This window comes from Rhodopirellula sp. SH410 (assembly GCF_055811895.1).
The window spans coordinates 4,527,200-4,547,141 of record NZ_CM147949.1 but is presented as its reverse complement, the minus strand read 5'-3'; the positions used below and the strand labels follow the sequence as shown (position 1 = coordinate 4,547,141).

At 58.8% G+C, this 19,942-nt stretch carries 12 protein-coding genes; 5 read left to right on the top strand and 7 right to left on the bottom strand.

Annotation, left to right across the window (positions count from 1 at the left end):
• Positions 1-29: 29 nt before the first annotated feature.
• From SH410x_RS16535 to SH410x_RS16525, 3 genes are all read right to left on the bottom strand, one after another.
• On the bottom strand, positions 30-1,010 hold the full coding sequence (locus tag SH410x_RS16535) for an SDR family oxidoreductase (protein ID WP_473668992.1): 981 nt from the start codon (positions 1,008-1,010) through the stop codon (positions 30-32).
• Positions 1,011-1,258: 248 nt separating this feature from the next.
• Positions 1,259-2,947, bottom strand: coding sequence for a hypothetical protein (locus SH410x_RS16530; protein ID WP_473668990.1), 1,689 nt, complete (start codon positions 2,945-2,947; stop codon positions 1,259-1,261).
• A gap of 307 nt (positions 2,948-3,254) precedes the next feature.
• Positions 3,255-4,691 (bottom strand): DUF1598 domain-containing protein, encoded by a 1,437-nt coding sequence (locus SH410x_RS16525; RefSeq protein ID WP_473668988.1) that lies wholly within the window; start codon positions 4,689-4,691, stop codon positions 3,255-3,257.
• A gap of 75 nt (positions 4,692-4,766) precedes the next feature.
• On the opposite strand from SH410x_RS16525, the gene SH410x_RS16520 reads away from it, so the two are divergent.
• Positions 4,767-6,872, top strand: coding sequence for a sigma 54-interacting transcriptional regulator (locus SH410x_RS16520; protein WP_473668986.1), 2,106 nt, complete (start codon positions 4,767-4,769; stop codon positions 6,870-6,872).
• Here the strand turns inward: SH410x_RS16520 and SH410x_RS16515 are convergent.
• Entirely contained in the window at positions 6,869-7,453 is a 585-nt protein-coding gene (locus SH410x_RS16515; RefSeq protein ID WP_473668984.1) for a hypothetical protein, read from the bottom strand. The genes SH410x_RS16520 and SH410x_RS16515 overlap by 4 nt on opposite strands.
• A gap of 532 nt (positions 7,454-7,985) precedes the next feature.
• Between SH410x_RS16515 and SH410x_RS16510 the strand changes: the two genes are divergently transcribed.
• Positions 7,986-9,164, top strand: coding sequence for a DUF1559 family PulG-like putative transporter (locus SH410x_RS16510; protein ID WP_473668982.1), 1,179 nt, complete (start codon positions 7,986-7,988; stop codon positions 9,162-9,164).
• A gap of 578 nt (positions 9,165-9,742) precedes the next feature.
• Here the strand turns inward: SH410x_RS16510 and SH410x_RS16505 are convergent.
• From SH410x_RS16505 to SH410x_RS16495, 3 genes are all read right to left on the bottom strand, one after another.
• A complete protein-coding gene (locus SH410x_RS16505; protein ID WP_473668980.1) occupies positions 9,743-10,051 on the bottom strand; it encodes a BON domain-containing protein in 309 nt (102 codons plus the stop codon).
• A gap of 198 nt (positions 10,052-10,249) precedes the next feature.
• Complete coding sequence (locus SH410x_RS16500) at positions 10,250-11,548, bottom strand: amidohydrolase family protein (protein ID WP_473668978.1); 1,299 nt, start codon at positions 11,546-11,548, stop codon at positions 10,250-10,252.
• Positions 11,545-14,955 (bottom strand): amidohydrolase family protein, encoded by a 3,411-nt coding sequence (locus SH410x_RS16495; RefSeq protein WP_473668976.1) that lies wholly within the window; start codon positions 14,953-14,955, stop codon positions 11,545-11,547. The genes SH410x_RS16500 and SH410x_RS16495 overlap by 4 nt, the downstream gene beginning before the upstream one ends.
• Before the next feature lie 227 nt (positions 14,956-15,182).
• On the opposite strand from SH410x_RS16495, the gene SH410x_RS16490 reads away from it, so the two are divergent.
• The 3 genes from SH410x_RS16490 (at position 15,183) to SH410x_RS16480 (ending at position 19,667) form a co-directional block, all read left to right on the top strand.
• Positions 15,183-16,295, top strand: coding sequence for a transposase (locus tag SH410x_RS16490; protein WP_473668974.1), 1,113 nt, complete (start codon positions 15,183-15,185; stop codon positions 16,293-16,295).
• 573 nt (positions 16,296-16,868) lie between these two features.
• Positions 16,869-17,981, top strand: a complete 1,113-nt coding sequence (locus SH410x_RS16485) for a transposase (RefSeq protein ID WP_473668972.1) — start codon at positions 16,869-16,871, stop codon at positions 17,979-17,981.
• A 573-nt stretch (positions 17,982-18,554) separates the two neighbouring features.
• Positions 18,555-19,667 carry a transposase gene (locus SH410x_RS16480; RefSeq protein ID WP_473668970.1) on the top strand — a complete coding sequence of 371 codons (1,113 nt, stop codon included), beginning with the start codon at positions 18,555-18,557 and terminating at the stop codon, positions 19,665-19,667.
• The last annotated feature ends 275 nt before the right edge of the window (positions 19,668-19,942 follow it).

Here is a 19,942-nt window from a genome sequence, read left to right as displayed (position 1 = left end):
TCCTCACACGGGCAACGATCCATGATCCACTACGATACCGAGCAGATCTCGCGGTAATAGTCGATGCTTTGCCGCAGTCCTTCGGCGATGGTCACGGAGGGATCAAAGCCCAATCGTGTGCGAGCTTGGATGATATCGGCCAATGAGTCGCGAACGTCACCGGCCCGAGCGGCTTCATGGATCGGTTGGATGTCGCGGCCGAGCAGCTCACGCAGTGTCTCGAGCAGCTCGAGTAGCGTCGTTCGCTCGCCCCGCGCGATGTTGAACGTACCGCCCGCAACCTCCGGTTGGGTCGCGGCCAGCAAATTGGCGTCGGCGACATCGCCCACGTACACAAAATCGCGTGATTGGTGCCCGTCGCCGTAGATCACCGGACGCTCTCCCGAGAGAATCATGGAAACAAATCGGGGGATGACCGCACTGTATTCACTCTGCGGATCTTGGCGTGGACCGAACACGTTGAAGTAACGCAGCACAACGGTCTCGATATCGAACTCGCGATTGAAGGCGGCGCAGTAGCTCTCGGCGGCGAGTTTCGATGCCGCATAGGGTGACAATGGAGAGGGGGCATCGGTTTCTCGCTTAGAAACAAACAGCGAGTCCCCATACGCTGCACTCGTTGACGACAGAACAAACCGCTTCGTCGCCCCCTTCGCCGCCGCCGTCAGCAACTGGACCGTGCTCGTGGCACACCACTGGTGACACAACGCAGGTTCTCGCATGCTGCGTGGCACGCTCGCCATCGCAGCGAGGTGGAAGACATGATCGATCTGGTCGACAACCTCCGTGGCGGTGTCCGCGTCGGACACGTCGGCTTCGATAAATTCCAGTCGGTCGGCGAACTCACCCTGCTGGAAGCTGTGCAGGTTTGCGGGATATCCGGTCGAGAGATTGTCGACGACGCGGACCCTCGCGCCAGCGTCAAGCAACTTGCCGACCATATGGGAACCGATGAAGCCAGCGCCCCCGGTGACGAGACAATGGGCGCCGTGCAGCGAAGCAAATTTCATAGGGACTTGGGGGGCTGACAAGTAGAAGTGTAAAAAAACATCGTCGACACGCGGCAGTGGATCAGGTCAACGCGCTGTCGACTGGATTGGCATCGTCGGCGCCGTTGTGAGCCAAGTGCGGTCATGATCCCGGGCAGCAACACCCGCCGGGGCTTTAACGCGTCTCGGTTCCATCGACAGCCGGTTAACACGATCCACCGCCGACATTTCGGAATTGTTTCATGTCAGGCGTGTTGTTGGAACCGGTCCTAGGCCGCCCGATCACCCCGTTTGAGCTGTTTTCGCATGCGGCGGCGTTCCGCCTTGTTCATGCTCGACCAGTCGATGTCATCATCAGAGAAGCCCTCTTCGTCGTTGTCATCGTCTTCGTCATCCTTTTCGTCAGCGGTGGCACCGCCTTTCGGAGGCGGGCCGGAGGCGCCGCGTGGATTCGACGAAGGCTTGTTTTCCTCTTCCGGTTCGGCGGCGTCCGAATCAGTGTTTGCTTTGCGCTTCATCAGCGAGCCAAGCCCAAAGCGGCGTTTCTTGGGCTGCTCCTCGGTGGTGTCCGGTTCAGCCCGTTGCGGCGTGTCCTGGGTCTCTTCTTCGGCGACATCAGGTTTCGCTTCAGACTTGGTGCGGCCACGCAGGGTGGGCCACCATCGCCGGCGCTCTCGGGGTGCCTGTTCGGTGTCGGCTTCGTCGTCGGATTCCTCGCCCGAGCGATCTTTTTGGGTGGGTGCCGCTTTGGCGGGCTTGTCGTCGAGCTTCTCTTGGGGAGCCGGTGTCCGCTCTGGGCTGGCATCGGTTGAATCGGATTCAGCGGGCCGTGCCTTTGCGGCTGGCAGTAGTCCAAACCAGCGTCGTTTCGCGGGTGCGTTGTCCGAATCGCTGTCCTCGTCCGGTTCCGGTTTGACGTCCACTTTGGCTTTGGTGACTGTTTTCGCGGCGACTCGTGATGGACTGCTCGGTTTTGCGGCTGGCTTATTCGCTGGTTTCCGAGCGGGCTTGGGGTCAGCCGCCGTTGGTGTGTCGCCGGGCTCGAGCGAGCCACGCAGGGAAAATCCTCGTGGAGCAGCGTCTCGCAATCGCTGGAGAAACCCAATCGCCGGTTCGATGCCGCGGACTTCACAATAGAGCGAACGCAAATAGATTACCGAAGCGGAAAACCACAGCATCACCGCGAGTAACGGGGCCGAGGTGATGATGGACCATCGCAAAATCGTATCGACCGCGATCATATTCCACTGGGCCGCCACCGGGATCGCCACGCAGAGCCAACCGCCAACCAGCAAAATTAAACTCGTCCGGTAGTGCCACGTCTCTGCAACCGTCCGCAGAGCCAACACGGCACCGCCGACGACGAGGAACAGACCGATCCAGTCATGACCGGACAAGGCGATCCGACGCCCCATCAACAGTTCGACCGTGGCACCGAGCATGGCGAGCAGCGGTATGACGGTCGCGACACTGGCGACCAAGGATACGCCGACGATCCATTGCCACAGCCGGTAATTGCCGCGAAAGTCATCGTTGCGGAAGCGGCGCAGTTGATAGATCATCCAGGCTGCACCGGCCATCGCCAGGTACATCACGCCAATTGCGTATCGACCGAGACTTCCCAGCCGAGCTATTTGAAAAACGTCAACGAATGCTGGGCGGCTTTGGATGGACACAAATCGCACCGTCGCATCATTCATCAGCACAATCGCCAGAACGGCGGCTGTCAGGACGGCGATCAATTTCGCGACTGCGGATCGGTCGACGGGAACCAGCGAGAACCAGCGGCCGCGGAGGCCTTCGCGAACGCGGGTCCCATACACAAGCGTGGGTCGCCGCGCTTCACGCAGTGAGTCGATTCGGCTGCGAGATCCACTCGTGGGGCTGGCGGCGGTCGCCGACGCGGTGGTCATCAGAACGCGGCGGCGTCGGTCGTCCTGACGACGGAATTGACTCATGGCGGCGGACGAGGGGCTGGCGGAACGGTTTCAAGGCACATGCCCCCAGCCAAGCAGCTTCCGTCGCCAGACGTGGGCTCTGAGGACGTCGCTTCCGTCGCCAAACGGTGGCTCTGGTCGCTACCGCCGCGAGACGTGAAGCCATCTCGCGATTGTCGCCCGATGGTAGGTGGAGCCGCAGAAACAGGCTCCCCACCGACGACACCGTGGCGACATCCGCCCATCGGCGACAACACCCAAAACGGATGGCTACCTGCTGAGGAAGCATCCGTCCTACCAAAATGTCACCCGCCGCGGCAAGTGAAACCTATTCGCCGTTCCACCACCAACTACCCGAATCGTTACCGTTTTTCACGCTGACGAGGGTTTGCAATTCAGGCTGCTCGACTTGATTTTCGACCACTCCGAAAGCATTGATATTCACGCCGCCGGATGCTGTCACTGTCCAACCGGCCATCCCGTGAATGAAGCTGCACTGTGGGCTGAGCGAACGCGGCAGGTCAAAACTCGGTGTTTCAATCAACGAGTCGCTGCCACGTAGAACGCCCAGGTCGATACCGCTACGGTGATCGAGTTGTTCTTGGGTGATCAGTGTGGCGACAACGGCGAAGTCCATGGCGTTGCGAAGGTCGCGGAAAATAGGCAGCTCTTTGGACAATGCGTCATACTTGTCCGTCATCGTATCGGCCCATTTCAGTGCCAAGGGATCCTGGCGTCCGTCCGACGCGACAGTGCCATCGGCGGAGACAATGTCCTCTTCGGTCAGCGTCTTGACGCCCTGACCACTGATTTTCCAGATCTGTTCGTCGGGATCATGAGCGATCGCGTCATAATTGCAGGCCATCCACCAGCGTGGGCTCTGTGCTGCCGATTGCCGCTTATTGCGGGCGATTTCCAAATAGCTGGGCAAGCCCTTTACGGGGGAAGGTGTGAGCGCCATGGCGATTCGTTTCATTTCGAAATCCGCCGCGACGAGTGTCCGAGCAAAGCGGCTTTGTGTGGGCACGCCCGCCAATTTGATCATCTGTGGCCCGAAGGCTTGTCGCATCCCGGCTTCGAGGAACGCTGGGTTTTGCCCTGGGCGAAGCACGATGTTCTTCAGGAAACCCTGCAATCGTTGGCGACCTTCGGCGGTCGGTTCGATCGAGCACAGAATGCCGCCGTCACGACGAGCTTCTTCGACACTACGAAACGCCGTCACCAAATCGTCCAGACGCAATACCGAACCGCCCGATTTCGTGCCCACAACGGTGCCGTCGGCGCGGACTTCCCAAGGCTCGGCGGGACCGACCAGCAGGATGTCATGGTTCTCTTGATCGACGACCACGTATTCGATGCGCTGCAATCCAGCCAGGAATGCGGTTTCGTCGTCCAGGTCGCGGCCCGTTTCGTGCATCTCACGCAGGGCATCTTGCAGACGCGCCAGCGAAATGACACGGCTCTCGGTGGCTTGGCCTAAATCGCCGCCGGGTTGGCGAATGGCCGCTCGTACCTTCTCGGCCATCTCTTTCTGTTCAGCCTCGGTCGCCGCTCGTACATTGCCTTCGGGATCGATCATCACTCCCCCGACGGCTTGCCGGTTTCCAAAACCTAGGCCAGCATGGGCCGTGTGCAGCGGAGTACTGATGAAAACGAGAAAGACGAGAGAGACGAACACGCCGCATTTCGCGAACGGGGTTCCGTTCGCGAACGGGGTTCCGTCACGGTGCGAATGGGCAAACGGGCGTTGGATGAGAGAACGCATCGAGACAGATTCCTGCTCAGGTGAAAAGTTTCGTAACATGGCGGCAAGTGTCTAGAATACTTGTGGTATTTTCCAGTGACAAGCAAGACCAACCATTCTGCCGCAGTTTCCTCAACAATGGATGCCTACCTGGTACTCCACCGCGGTGCCCGCTGGACCGACGTCTACCGACTCGCGGGCTCAGAAGAGGTGTTTTTGGGGCGATCATCGCAAAACCAAATTGTGCTCCGCAGCGGTCGAGCGAGTCGCCGGCACGCCCGGATCTTCGGCCAGCCCGCAGGCTGGTTCGTTGAGGACCTGGCCAGCCGGAATGGCGTTTTTGTCAACGACACGCGGGTAAATACGCAACATCCGGTACCGCTCAGCGAAGGCGATCGGCTGCAGGTGGCGGGGTTTGAAATGCGATTCACCCATGATCTGGCCCGCTGGGCGGGGCCGCCCACGGCAACCGCGGTGGATGATGGGATGGGGCCAGGCCTCGACGAGGGGGCGACCGAGGACGGCATGCTGCTCGGCGATGACTTCGCGTCAGAAATGGAGTCGCCCTGGCTCGATATTGTCTCTCAGTCACCCGCGCGGACGCTGGAATCGAGAGAAATCCAGCCGCAACAGTCGGGCAATTCCGACTCAGCCAACCTCTCGCTGCTGCAGATGGCGTTCGCGATGGGGCGACTGGACAGCGCCGAAGGCGATTGGGAACCCGCCAGCACGCTGCTGACGCAGACTCTGTCCAGCCAACTACCTGCCGCTGAAATCGCGTTGTATTTATTTGATGAGGCCCGCGACCTGCCGCTGCCCCGCCACGTCCATCAGCGGCCCGGACACCGCTATCGCCGACCGCCGGAGAACCTCGTCCAACAGATCCTCGCTCCCGGTGCGGCGGCGCTACTGGCGCGAAACATTTTAGGCGATCGCCATTTGGCCACCGCCGACACGCGTGGAGAGATTGATGTCGAGTCGCTCGTTTTAGCACCACTGCACGTGCCAACAAGCGATCCGAAATCAGTTGCGGCGCATGCCCGTCCCGCTGGCGGCCTCGTCCACGTCACCACCGGCGCAGGCGATGCCTCGTTGCAAGAACGTGATCTCGCCATGATCGTTACCGCCTGCGAAATTTTTTGCGAAGCCTGCCGATCATTGCATCAGCGACATCAACTCGAAAAAACGCTGCACCAGTCCAAACAGACGATCAGCCGCCTCCGGACGCAACTCGCAGGACGCGTCGAGATTCTTGGCCGCAGCGACGCGATTGCGGACGTGCAGGTTCAGATCGCCCAGGTTGCCCGGACCGATGCCGCGGTGCTGCTGCGCGGTGAATCGGGATCGGGCAAGGAATTGGTCGCCTCGGCGATCCACTTCGCCAGCCGTCGTGCTGATGGGCCGATGGTGTGCCTGAACTGTGCCGCTCTGTCGAAAGATTTGCTCGAGAGCGAGCTGTTTGGTCACGAGAAAGGTGCCTTCACCGGTGCCACGGATTCCAAAAAAGGAAAATTTGAAGCCGCCTCGGGCGGCACCTTGATGCTCGACGAAATCGGCGAGATGAACCTCGACTTGCAAGCCAAACTGCTCCGCGTGCTCGAGGGGCATCCTTTTGAGCGTGTTGGCGGACAATCGCCCGTCCGCGTGGATGTCCGTGTGATCGCGGCGACGCACCGGGATCTGCAAGCCATGGTCAGTCGGGGAGAGTTCCGGCAAGATTTATTTTATCGATTGCACGTGATCGAGATCGTCGTTCCACCCCTTCGCAGCCGCGGTCGCGATGTCGTGCTGCTCGCCGAGCACTTCGTCGGCTCTTTTGTGCAGTCGATGGGCCGCGCGCCGATGAGTCTGTCGCGGTCGGCCAAGCAAAAATTGCTGGATTATTCCTGGCCCGGGAATGTCCGCGAGCTACGCAATGTGCTCGAGCGGGCGGTCGTGATGGCACCGCTGGATATCCGCGGACCACACGAAATCGGCCCCGACGACCTGTTGATGGCCCCCGCGATGCAGGGGGGCGTCGCGGCGCCGCCCAACGCAGCCGCGTCACCGGCACCGCCAAACGTCTCGCTCGCGATGCTCGAACGCCAGCACATCGAGCAAGTCTTGCAGAGTACTGGCGGTAACAAAAGCAAAGCGGCCGGGATTCTCGGAATCGAGCGAAGTACGCTCGATCGAAAACTCAAACGCTACGCGGAAAACTAGTTCAACATCTCGTTGACTTGCTTGATCACGGCGGCCACGTCGACTTTGTCAGCGTCGAAATCGTGCCGTGAGACAACTTGTGAGTGATTCACCAGCAGGACCGTGACAGCGGTGTTGGCGTCAAGTTTGTAGTTGGCAGGACCGTTCTTGGAGTCCTTCGCAACTGCGATGGGAAGGTTCTTTTCATTGAGTTTGCTGGCCAACGCCTTGGCTTGGCCGGTCAACTCTTTGGGTTCCTTGCCAATCAGCGTGACTAAACCTTTGAGCTGCTCGCCGGAATGCTTGGCAACGGCAGCGTCGACTTGCTCGATTAACTTCGGCACCGAGCCGTCGGTCGTACGGGTGAAAATCATCACCATCGGGCGTTGGCCGTACTTGCAGCGATAGCAGAGCGTTGAACCATCATCGACGCCGTCGTTCGCAGCACCACCCACTTTGGTCACAAGGAAGGCACCAACGCCGTCGCCAGCGCACAACCCCTTGGAAGTAGCGTCCTGGGACGATTTGGTGGGTTCGGCAGCGGTCGCAATCGGAGCGGACAACATGCACAGGGCGGCGAGGGAAAACAGAAAACGAGTCATACTAGGCTTCTCCATGAAGCGTGGCGAAGAGGGGGGGAGCGAATGGTTCCACGCTCACTGATGTGAGTGCGCAGCCCATCCGTCTCGAACGTTAACACGAAAATGAACAAAGATCGCCTTTGTCCGCCACGTCGACGGAAAAATCGTTACTAAATGTCCAGTTCGTACGATGACGAATCGAGAGCGAATTCTGTGCCAATTTTTGTTGGTAGCGATTGAGTGTGTGCGGGCTCGTTGGCCGGTGAACTGGCTCGGCCACCGAGCACTTCGAACGAGCACTTGGAAGCCGGCCAGGCGGGCGGAGTCGCGTCGTGCCGGGCCGATCACCCTCGCATTGCCAGCCCAATCGAAACGAGGGTTCCATAGGGTGGGAATAACAGCCTGTTGAGCGGGACAATGCGAAAAACTGGTTGCATGTTAGGGCGCCCGTGGGATATAATCAGCCGTGACCTACAGTGACAGCCAGGGGGGATTTGGAAAACATCCCGCGTCTGTCCTCCTATTCTTTCTCCCAGCCCCGGACCCACGCCAGATGAAAAATAACCGTCCCGGATTCACGCTCGTTGAGTTGTTGGTGGTCATTGCGATCATCGGCATTCTGATGGGCCTGCTCATCCCCGCTGTCAACGCTGCTCGTGAAACCGCCCGGCGGAATCAGTGCGCCACCCAAATGAAGAACTTGTCGTTGGCTGCGATCCAGCACGAAAACACGAAAGGCGAACTGCCCGGGTATTTGAAAAGTTATGGTACTTACACCGGTAGCACTGATCCGTCGGATCCGACCGCTACCCCTCCCTCAGCGCACCTCAAGTTGGGTACCTGGGTCGTGGCTCTGATGCCATTCCTCGATGCACAACCCACCTACGAGATTTGGACCGAAGATCGTTATCCAATCATTTCGGGAGGCAGTGGGGAACTTTCGCCAACCAACGAAGCAAATGGTGCTGGGGTCGGTTTCCACCAACGCTCGGCACCGAACTTGGCAATCATGCAGTGCCCCAGCAATCCCAACAGCGACGGTGAGTTCGCTCGGAACAGCTACGTCACGAATAATGGGATGTTTGCGTTGCCAACATCAACCGGTGGCGGCACAACGGCAGGAACGCTCGTGTCCTTCGCCCAGTCGATGGAGCGCGCCAACGGTGCGTTCAACAACAAGTTCGATGGTCCAGTATCGGCCTCCGTTCCCGCTCCCGTCGGTGCGAAGATGCGACTCGATGACTTCAAGGACGGCCAAGGTTACACAATGCTGTTCAGCGAGAATGTCCAAGCGTTGCCATGGAATCGTCCTGGTTTCATGAACGCCACGGACCTGACATCGTCCCCGGTTGCCTATCCACCGGAATCTCGCTACGCGCAAGGGATGGTTTGGTTTTATGAAGACCCTCAAAATTCCGCATCGATTCCCTGGAGCCATGGAGCGCCGAATCCAGTGAATGTGAAACACAAGATCAACGGGCGTGGTCCGTTGGCTAGTGAAGCTATTTTTGTTGAAACGATGACGAACCGCGTCGGCACAACGGAACCTTATGACCTGGCACGACCTTCGTCAGCCCACGTTGATGGTGTTAATATCGGAACGGCTGATGGCGGAACTCGCTACATCACCGCCGGGATCGATTATCGGGTCTACCAAGCTCTGATGACGCCACGCGGTAAATCCAGCGATGTGCCATGGCAAGAGTACGTGATTGACGAAGATGCGATCTAAGTTCTAAGACCCGCAGGTCGAGAAACAATTCAAAGGCAGTGCTTCCAGAGCACTGCCTTTTTTTTGGTTTTCTAGAAATGGATCGGCTGTCTTCCAGGCGGCGGGGTGTTCGCAACATGAGTCGCTGCGCTGAGCGAGCAAACAGGAACCCCGGCACGTGCATGCACACCGAGGGTTGACTGTACCGCAGACTCGCGATCGACCGGAGGATCCCCCCCGTTGCGTGCCCGCAAGGCTTGAGTCCGTGAGTTCGGGCACTTAAATGGTGCGTGAATCGAGGATGCACGGCAAAATCACCGGGCGCAGGAGAACATGCCTTCGAAAGTCCACCGCGCTGGATCGGTCTGAGTAATCGCCTGGGTGCCACTCAATTCCGAGCGGAAATAAGTAGCCGAACGCTCCGCGGAGTGGCCGAACGCTCCGCGGTCGGAATGGCCGAATGCTCCGCGTTCGGCCACAATTTCAGACAGTAATTTCCCGCTCGTTCCCAAGCACCCCCGTACCTGTCATCAGGCAAAATGTCATTGAACCGCGTGCCCAGGCGTCAGCGGTGGACACGCGAGGCGACGTCCACTGACTTAGGCAGTCTCGCAAACGTGAATGCGGTTGATCACTTGTCGGCCGTCCGCGACGGGCCGGATCGCTTCTTGGGCGAGCTGTTTGTGATAAAAACTGCGGACCCGGCCGCTCAGATAGATCGATTGGTCGGATTCAATGACATGCAGACGGCGTAGTTCTGCGACGGCGTTCTGGGCGAGCACCGAAACGACAGCGCTGGCGGCCCCGCTGCACTCCACTGGCGATCCCGCCGCGGCGCTGATGCGGAGCGTTTGCTCCTCGATGCGATGTGTGTAGTGTCCAGGTGCTATCGGTGAATAAGCAGTCATAGATACCCAATCCGTGCGGGAATTTAAACCAAAAAACTTGTGCTCCTAAATATTTCCGATTTATCAAGTTTTGGCCACAGCAAAACGGGAAAATTCGGACAAGTTACCCAAAACGACCGGCAGGATTGAAGCAATAGCGATAACGGGACCTGGGCGGGCGGGATTCTGATGCGGTCCCGCGACAGGCAACCACATCGATTACTTTTGCTGGTATTTCTTGTAGAGCTGGCGATGACGGCTGCTCAGGTCCACTTTCCGGCCTTGGACGTAGGCATCGACCACGTTCGTTTCCGACTCCAGTACGTCCCCGTCCACAATAATGAGCGTGGCGTCATTTTCTGCCTTCAAGGTGCCGACTCGATCGGCAATTCCGAGGATTTCTGCCGCGGCTCCAGTGATACTGTGGACGGCTTGTTCACGATCGAGCCCGTACGCGACGGCAATGCCAGCGTGATAGGGCAGGTTGCGAAGGTTCGACGCGCCCCCGGGATATCCCGAACCTTCGCCCGCAATCGCGAATCTCACGCCCGCTTCGTGTAGCTGGGCAGGCAGTTCATAGAGTGCGTCGTACGCATCATGTCGCCGGCGGGGTAAACGGTACGTCCCGATCAGGATGACGGGGACGTCGTTGGTCTTGATCGCATCGAGACAGTGCATGGCATCGGCGCCACCGCATAGGACCATGGGGATCTCGCGGGTTGTGAAAAACTGGATCGCAGACTCAATGGTCGCCATGCGATCGGCCTGCACAAAAACAGGCCGCTGTCCGTCGACAACCGGGATCCAGCTCTCCAGTCGCACGTCCGTGGGCGTCGCCGGATCGGCGGCGCGTTGGTCTCGGTAGCGACGGGCCTGAGCGAGCAGTTCGTCGATTTTTGCAATTTGCTCATCGTACTTTTTCGCGTTCTCTTTGGCATCGCGACCGCGTGGGACCATCGTTTCCCAGTCAACACACAATCCGGCGGGCGCCTTGAGCGACATGTCTTTGGCAGCCCAGCCGTCGAGTTGCATGACGGCGGATTGGCCACGGATCCACCGACCACCGGGAACGACGTGGGCGACTAAGACGCCGCCCGCCCGCGCCACCGGGATCAACTCGCTGTCAGGATTGAATGCGATCCATGAACGCACGTTCGGATTTTCGTCACCGCGTTCGGTGCTGTCCACGGTCACATCGACCGCCGTGATCTCACGGAGGCCGAGGTCGGTGAACGCGTCAATCAAGCCTGGGTACACATGCTTGCCCTGAGCGTCGATGACGAGGGTCTGGTGCGGCCGGTCGCCCCCGCGTCCGATCTGAGTGATGACGCCTTGATCGAATAGTAGTGACGTATTCTTTTTCACCGAGCCGTCACCGATGTGCAGCGTTGCGTTCTCGATCAAAATGGGACGCGTCTGTGGTCGTCCCGGTACGATATCATGCGCGTCCACGACGCCATTGGTGAGTAGTGAGCAGGCGATCGACAGTAGCAGTGCTCTACGACGTGAAATTTTCATTTTGAATCTCCTGTACGTTGTTCGATCGTGGCTTGTTGGGCGCCTCGTGAGTTGCAGAATTCGTCATATCGAAGCCACCTGTCGGCTTCGTCAACGGCCGCCGCAGGGGTCGGATGCGTCTGAGTGTCTCGGCCATTCGCGGACATCGCAACTGCGTGTTTTGATTCTGAGGAGTCTGTTTCCTTTTCGGAATTCGCTGCTTTGGGCTTGCCATCGAGTAGCTCCTGGATCAGTGCGTTTCGCCATGCTTGATCGCGTTTCCGCAATTTCGCGTTGCTATCGATGTCGAAGATCGGTCGTCCGTCAATCCACGTCTGTTCGCAACGAGTCGTCGTCGATAGTGGCGGTCCACTCCACAGTACCACGTCAGCATCTTTGCCAACTTCGATCGACCCGACGCGGTCATTGATTCGCAGTTGCTTCGCAGGATTGAGCGTCACAAACTTGAGCGCTTCGGTGGGCCGCACCCCGCCGTACTTGACCGCTTTGGCGGCCTCGGTGTTCAGGTGCCGTCCCAATTCGGGATCGTCGCTATTGTAGGAGACGACGATGCCGGCTCGATGCATCAGCACGCCGTTGTAGGGAATCGCGTCGTAGACCTCGAACTTGTATGCCCACCAATCGGCGAATGTTGATGCCATCGCGCCATGCTCGGCCATGGCATCAGCCACTTTGTAGCCTTCCAAGATGTGTTGCAGCGAACCGATTTTGATACCGAACTCAGTGAGCACGTCAAGCGTCGCGACAATTTCATCTTGCCGGTAGCTGTGACAGTGAATCCAGCGTTTCCCGTCCTGGATTTCGGCGATCGCTTGGAGCTGTAGGTCGATTCGCGGCGGTAGCGTCCCCCGCTCGCCGGCCTGCCAGCGACGGTGGGCAACTGCGTACTCGCGGGCGGCGAGCATTTGATCACGCAGCAATTGTTCCACGCCCATCCGTGTGTTGGGGTATCGCGACGTGGATCGTTTGACGTTTTCACCGAGCGCGAATTTGATTCCCGCGGGGGCTCCCGTGAATCGAAAATCGTCCATCGAATCACCCCAGCGAAACTTGACGACTTGACTTTGTCCACCGATGGGATTGGCCGATCCATGCAGGATGTTGGCCGTCGTGACGCCACCGGCGAGTTGCCGATAGACGGTGATGTCCGTCGGATCAATGAAGTCAGCGATACGCACCTCAGAGGTGATCGCTTGACCCGATTCGTTGATGCCCCCATCGGTGGCCGCATGCGAATGACAATCGATCAATCCAGGGGTGAGGTGCTTGCCGTGAGCATCGATGACCACGCAGTCATCGCCCTTCTCGAGTTCGATGTGATCGGCCACCGCGGCGATCTTGCCGTCTTCGATCAAGACATCTTGCGGATTGTCAGGAACGTCTAGGTCATCACGATCTTCGCACGTCCACACCATCGCACCGCGAAATAGCACGCGATGGGGACGTGGCACGGGGTGTTCACGCCCATAGGCACCGAGCGGGAAAACGATCTCGATGGGATCGGCGGTTTCCTGTGAGGCATCTGACTCGGCAATTTGTTCCTCTGTTTTGCGATCAGATTCCTCTGTGGCTGAATCGGATTCAACACTGTTCTGATCTGAATCTTTGGGCTCGGCGTCTTCAGCCTTTGCATTCTCGGCCTCGGTTTTTGCCTTTTCCGGATCGATCCAATCCGTTGCAAAACGACGGGTAGGGCCTGAGGTGGGATAGATTTGCACGACCAAGGGTGCATCAGCCGACACATCGCCAAGTGATTTTCCGGGCGAACTGACCACGATGCGGTGCGTTCCCGCTGGTAGACCCAAGGCGGCACAGGTAGACGACGCGCCGTCGGCACAGTTGATTTGAGCGGCGAACTGATCAGTCCGTTGGACGAGCTTCTTGAGTTCGGTGGTGACGGGCTTTTCGGGTTCTTGCTTGGTGACCAGCTCCGCTGACACGCGACCGTCTTTCTGGTTGACGACGAGGTCAATTGTTTGCTTGTCGTGCCCCGGTGTCTCCAACCGCCATGTCCCCACGATTGGCGTCAATTCATCGCCTGGTTTGGCGGTGATTTCAAATTCTTGACCGGCCACAAACACCTTGAGCACGTCGGTGTCTTTGTTGAACAAGTCTCCATTGCTGAGAATCAGGTCGGCGGTCATGCCAACAGCGATGCGGCCATGGGTGGCATCGATTCCCAGCATCCGCGCGGGCGTCGTCGTCAGTGCCGCGATCGCATCTCGGTGAGACAAGCCGCTTTGAACAGCGTCTCGAAGTTGAGATCGAAACTTGCCCACGTCATCGAGTCGGTCCGTCGTCAGGCAAACCGTTGCGCCACGTTCGATCATCTCGGCCGGGTTCGAGGGGGCGAACTTCCAGTGCAGCAGATCGATCAAATCCACCTCGCGAGCGTCTTCCGGAGTCGCCACGCTCGGTTCGCTCGGGAAGTTGACGGGCAACAAGAGTGGTCGACCGGTCGCAGCGATCGCGTCGGCATCGCGATACTCCATCCCCGAGCCGCGAATGATTGCTCGTAAGGAAAACTCCGTCGCAATTTTTTCTGCACGCAATGCCATCCGCTCGTTCGAGCCATCGAACACAAACGTCGCTGAGCCGATGGCGGGCTGCAGTCCGGCGAGGGTCGCCGAGAGGTTGGGTTTGGGCAGCGTCGTATCGGATTGATAAGCCGTTGTTGCTTCGCCGTACCAGCGGGCGTCGTAGAACGCCTGGCGTAACAACGCGACGGCTCCCATGGGCGAATTGGGATAACGCTCGCCCGCATCATTCGGCCTCGGGACGCTCAGCGCCGCCGTCATCCAAGTCGTCTCGGCCAGTCGCTGCGGTCCGGTGGCATTGCCTTTTGACTCGTTCAACGACCACACCGAAGGACGCCCACCGAGGATTCGTCCGCGTGGCGCCAAAACGGTGGTCGTGAATCCTTGGCTGCGAAGTTTCCCCGCATCCGGCACCGCTGACAATTCACGGATGCGTCGATTGACGACGATATTTGCGTTCCAGTAATCATCATCCAATCCCGCGGGCGTGGATTGGTCCGCTCCTACTTCGTGCCAGGCATTGATCCAGCCCGCCGACAATGTCTTGCCGGAGCAATCGAGGATCTGGCACCCGGGCGGGGGCTCGATCGATGGTCCGACGGCAACGATCGCACCGCCTTGGATCAGTACATCGCCCTTTGTGCTCTCGATTTGCTTGGGAGTCTCAGCATCGTTCGATGACGAATCAGAATAATCTTCCGGGCCGGTCATCAACGTCGCACCGCGAAGTAGCACGCTGTGGGGAGGATTCTCGCGCAGCCCGACCGTCGGCGCGACGTCGCGCACCCCATCCGCCGTTGCGCTGAGGTTGCAGACCATCAACACGCCGATCACAGCCAGCAAACGCGAACGCCAAAGTGAAAATATCAAAGGATTTCTCGTGAAAACGGAGCAGTGGTTTGGTACGACCGTCGACCGGCGCGCTCACCGTCGGTAGCAATGCAGGATAGTCAGTCCACCACACCTTTTGTAGCTACGTTCCCCAGAACACAAAGATGAGGGACAGAGCATGACACCGAGGTATTTGACTTGTCCCAACACGAGGTATAGCCTTCAGTAGATGAGTTTGCCGGTTCTCTTCCCTCGAGAGGTGTGAGATGGTTCGCTTGGCGCGGAGTGAAGTGTTTGATCCTGATGAGGTGGTCATCGGGCATGTCATTTCAAGGACATGCCGTCGCTGCTACCTCCTCGGAAACGATGAGTTTTCCGGGAAAAACTTCGATCACCGCAAGGTCTGGATCGAAGAGTACTTGCAGCAATTTGCCGCCTGTTTTGGGATCGACCTGCTGGCGTTCTCGATTCTTTCGAACCATTTTCATCTGATTCTGAGGTCCCGCCCGGATGTGGTGGCGACTTGGAACGATGAAGAGGTGGCGCGGCGGTGGTTGATGCTCTGTCCCCATCGCCGGAAAGCGGATGGCTCCCCGATGACGCCAACGCAGCCCGAGGTCCAATCGATTGCAGGGTGTCCTATTCGACGTGCCGAAATTCGCAAACGTTTGAGTAGTTTCAGTTGGTGGATGCGGTTGCTGTGCCAGCGTGTGGCAATGCGGGCAAATAGGGAGGAAGAGGAAAACGGGAGGTTTTTCCAAGATCGGTACCGGGCGACCCGGTTGGCCGATGAGGCCTCGCTGCTGGCCTGCGCCGCCTACGTGGACTTGAACCCGATCCGGGCCGCGATCTGCGAGACGATCGAACAGAGCGACCACACGTCGGTTCAAAGGCGAATCGGTGCGTTGGCGGAAGCGGTACCCGAGGAGAATCCGGGGCGGGTAGAAGACGGTGGCGGTGGGGAGACTCGGGACGGGCGGAGTCGTCGGCCGACAATGCTGGGCGATGAGTTTCTGTCGCCGCTAACGATCGACGAGGCATCGGATCCAATCGGTCCGTGTGCGAGCGAGTCGGGCAGACGGTGTAGCGACAAGGGATTCTTGGCGATGCCGCTTGAGAGATACCTGGAGCTGCTGGACTGGACGGCGAGACAGGTGGCCCCTGGCAAGAGTGGTTGCACGCCGAAGACGCTCTCACCGGTGCTGGTCCGCCTGGGGCTCGATGCGGAGACCTGGTGTGAAGTGGTCCGAGATTTCGGGAAGTTGTTCTGCAGCGTGGCCGGACGGCCTGAGTGCGTCGATTCGATGCGCTGTCATCGGACGCAGCGGCGGTATCATCTGCGCCGCCGAGCCCGCGAGTTGCTGACGGCCGCGGATTAGTTGCGACTTTCGATACCTCCGAAGTGGTGGTTGCGATGGCCCAGCGATGAAGGTGCGCGCCCGGTGGGCTACAAGTAGCCCCATTCCGCATCATTGGCGGCGTGCGAACGCCAAAACACGTTTGCGATGCCGATATGGGAGCGGTATGACCTATCCGAAATCTAATCGGACACGGAGACGAAATGCTCTGTCCCTCTATCTTGCTCTGTGGGGAGGATTCTCGCGCAGCCCGACCGTCGGCGCGACGTCGCGCACCCCATCCGCCGTTGCGCTGAGGTTGCAGACCATCAACACGCCGATCACAGCCAGCAAACGCGAACGCCAAAGTGAAAATATCAAAGGATTTCTCGTGAAAACGGAGCAGTGGTTTGGTACGACCGTCGACCGGCGCGCTCACCGTCGGTAGCAATGCAGGATAGTCAGTCCACCACACCTTTTGTAGCTACGTTCCCCAGAACGTGGCCCACAAAGATGAGGGACAGAGCATGACACCGAGGTATTTGACTTATCCCAACACGAGGTATAGCCTTCAGTAGATGAGTTTGCCGGTTCTCTTCCCTCGAGAGGTGTGAGATGGTTCGCTTGGCGCGGAGTGAAGTGTTTGATCCTGATGAGGTGGTCATCGGGAATGTCATTTCAAGGACATGCCGTCGCTGCTACCTCCTCGGAAACGATGAGTTTTCCGGGAAAAACTTCGATCACCGCAAGGTCTGGATCGAAGAGTACTTGCAGCAATTTGCCGCCTGTTTTGGGATCGACCTGCTGGCGTTCTCGATTCTTTCGAACCATTTTCATCTGATTTTAAGATCCCGGCCCGATGTGGTGGCGACTTGGAACGATGAAGAGGTGGCGCGGCGGTGGTTGATGCTCTGTCCCCATCGCCGTAAAGCGGATGGCTCCCCGATGACGCCAACGCAGCCCGAGGTCCAATCGATTGCAGGGTGTCCTATTCGACGTGCCGAAATTCGCAAACGTTTGAGTAGTTTCAGTTGGTGGATGCGGTTGCTGTGCCAGCGTGTGGCAATGCGGGCAAATAGGGAGGAAGAGGAAAACGGGAGGTTTTTCCAAGATCGGTACCGGGCGACCCGGTTGGCCGATGAGGCCTCGCTGCTGGCCTGCGCTGCCTATGTGGACTTGAACCCGATCCGGGCAGCGATCTGCGAGACGATCGAGCAGAGCGATCACACATCGGTACAAAGGCGAATCGGTGCGTTGGCGGAAGCGGTACCCGAGGAGAATCCGGGGCGGGTAGAAGACGGTGGCGGTGGGGAGACTCGGGACGGGCGGAGTCGTCGGCCGACAATGCTGGGCGATGAGTTTCTGTCGCCGCTAACGATCGACGAGGCATCGGATCCAATCGGTCCGTGTGCGAGCGAGTCGGGCAAACGGTGTAGCGACAAGGGATTCTTGGCGATGCCGCTGGAGAGATACCTGGAGCTGCTGGACTGGACGGCGAGACAGGTGGCCCCTGGCAAGAGTGGTTGCACGCCGAAGACGCTCTCACCGGTGCTGGTCCGCCTGGGGCTCGATGCGGAGACCTGGTGTGAAGTGGTCCGAGATTTCGGGAAGTTGTTCTGTAGCGTGGCCGGACGGCCTGAGTGCGTCGATTCGATGCGCTGTCATCGGACGCAGCGGCGGTATCATCTGCGCCGCCGAGCCCGCGAGTTGCTGACGGCCGCGGATTAGTCGCGACCCTCGATGCCTCCGAAGTGGTGGTTGCGATGGCCCAGCGATGAAGGTGCGCGCCCGGTGGGCTACAAGTAGCCCCATTCCGCATCATTGGCGGCGTGCGAACGCCAAAACACGTTTGCGATGCCGATATGGGAGCGGTATGACCTATCCGAAATCTAATCGGACACGGAGACGAAATGCTCTGTCCCTCTATCTTGCTCTGTGGGGAGGATTCTCGCGCAGCCCGACCGTCGGCGCGACGTCGCGCACCCCATCCGCCGTTGCGCTGAGGTTGCAGACCATCAACACGCCGATCACAGCCAGCAAACGCGAACGCCAAAGTGAAAATATCAAAGGATTTCTCGTGAAAACGGAGCAGTGGTTTGGTACGACCGTCGACCGGCGCGCTCACCGTCGGTAGCAATGCAGGATAGTCAGTCCACCACACCTTTTGTAGCTACGTTCCCCAGAACGTGGCCCACAAAGATGAGGGACAGAGCATGACACCGAGGTATTTGACTTATCCCAACACGAGGTATAGCCTTCAGTAGATGAGTTTGCCGGTTCTCTTCCCTCGAGAGGTGTGAGATGGTTCGCTTGGCGCGGAGTGAAGTGTTTGATCCTGATGAGGTGGTCATCGGGAATGTCATTTCAAGGACATGCCGTCGCTGCTACCTCCTCGGAAACGATGAGTTTTCCGGGAAAAACTTCGATCACCGCAAGGTCTGGATCGAAGAGTACTTGCAGCAATTTGCCGCCTGTTTTGGGATCGACCTGCTGGCGTTCTCGATTCTTTCGAACCATTTTCATCTGATTTTAAGATCCCGGCCCGATGTGGTGGCGACTTGGAACGATGAAGAGGTGGCGCGGCGGTGGTTGATGCTCTGTCCCCATCGCCGTAAAGCGGATGGTTCCCCGATGACGCCATCGCAGCCCGAGATCAAATCGATTGCAGGGTGTCCTATTCGACGTGCCGAAATTCGCAAACGTTTGAGTAGTTTCAGTTGGTGGATGCGGTTGCTGTGCCAGCGTGTGGCAATGCGGGCAAATAGGGAGGAAGAGGAAAACGGGAGGTTTTTCCAAGATCGGTACCGGGCGACCCGGTTGGCCGATGAGGCCTCGCTGCTGGCCTGCGCCGCCTATGTGGACTTGAACCCGATCCGAGCAGCGATCTGCGAGACGATCGAGCAGAGCGATCACACATCGGTACAAAGACGAATCGGTGCGTTGGTGAAAGCGGTCCCCGAGGAAAATCCGGGGCGGGTAGAAGACGGTGGCGGTGGGGAGACTCGGGACGGGCGGAGTCGTCGGTCGACAATGCTGGGCGATGAGTTTCTGTCGCCGCTAACGATCGACGAGGCATCCGATCCGGTGGGTCCCTGTGCGAGCGAGTCGGGCAAACGGTGTAGCGACAAGGGATTCTTGGCGATGCCGCTTGAGAGATACCTGGAGCTGCTGGACTGGACGGCGAGACAGGTGGCCCCTGGCAAGAGTGGTTGCACGCCGAAGACGCTCTCACCGGTGCTGGTCCGCCTGGGGCTCGATGCGGAGACCTGGTGTGAAGTGGTCCGAGATTTCGGGAAGTTGTTCTGCAGCGTGGCCGGACGGCCTGAGTGCGTCGATTCGATGCGCTGTCATCGGACGCAGCGGCGGTATCATCTGCGCCGCCGAGCCCGCGAGTTGCTGACGGCCACGGATTAGTTGCGACTTTCGATACCTCCGAAGTGGTGGTTGCGATGGCCCAGCGATGAAGGTGCGCGCCCGGTGGGCTGCAAGTAGCCCCATTCCGCATCATTGGCGGCGTGCGAACGCCAAAACACGTTTGCGATACCGATATGGGAGCGGTATGACCTATCCGAAATCTAATCGGACACGGAGACGAAATGCTCTGTCCCTCTATCTTGCTCGCTGCGAAATCGTGAAGAAAATTGACGCAGAGACGCGAGAGTCGGGGAGACGCAGAGAAGAGGGTGCTT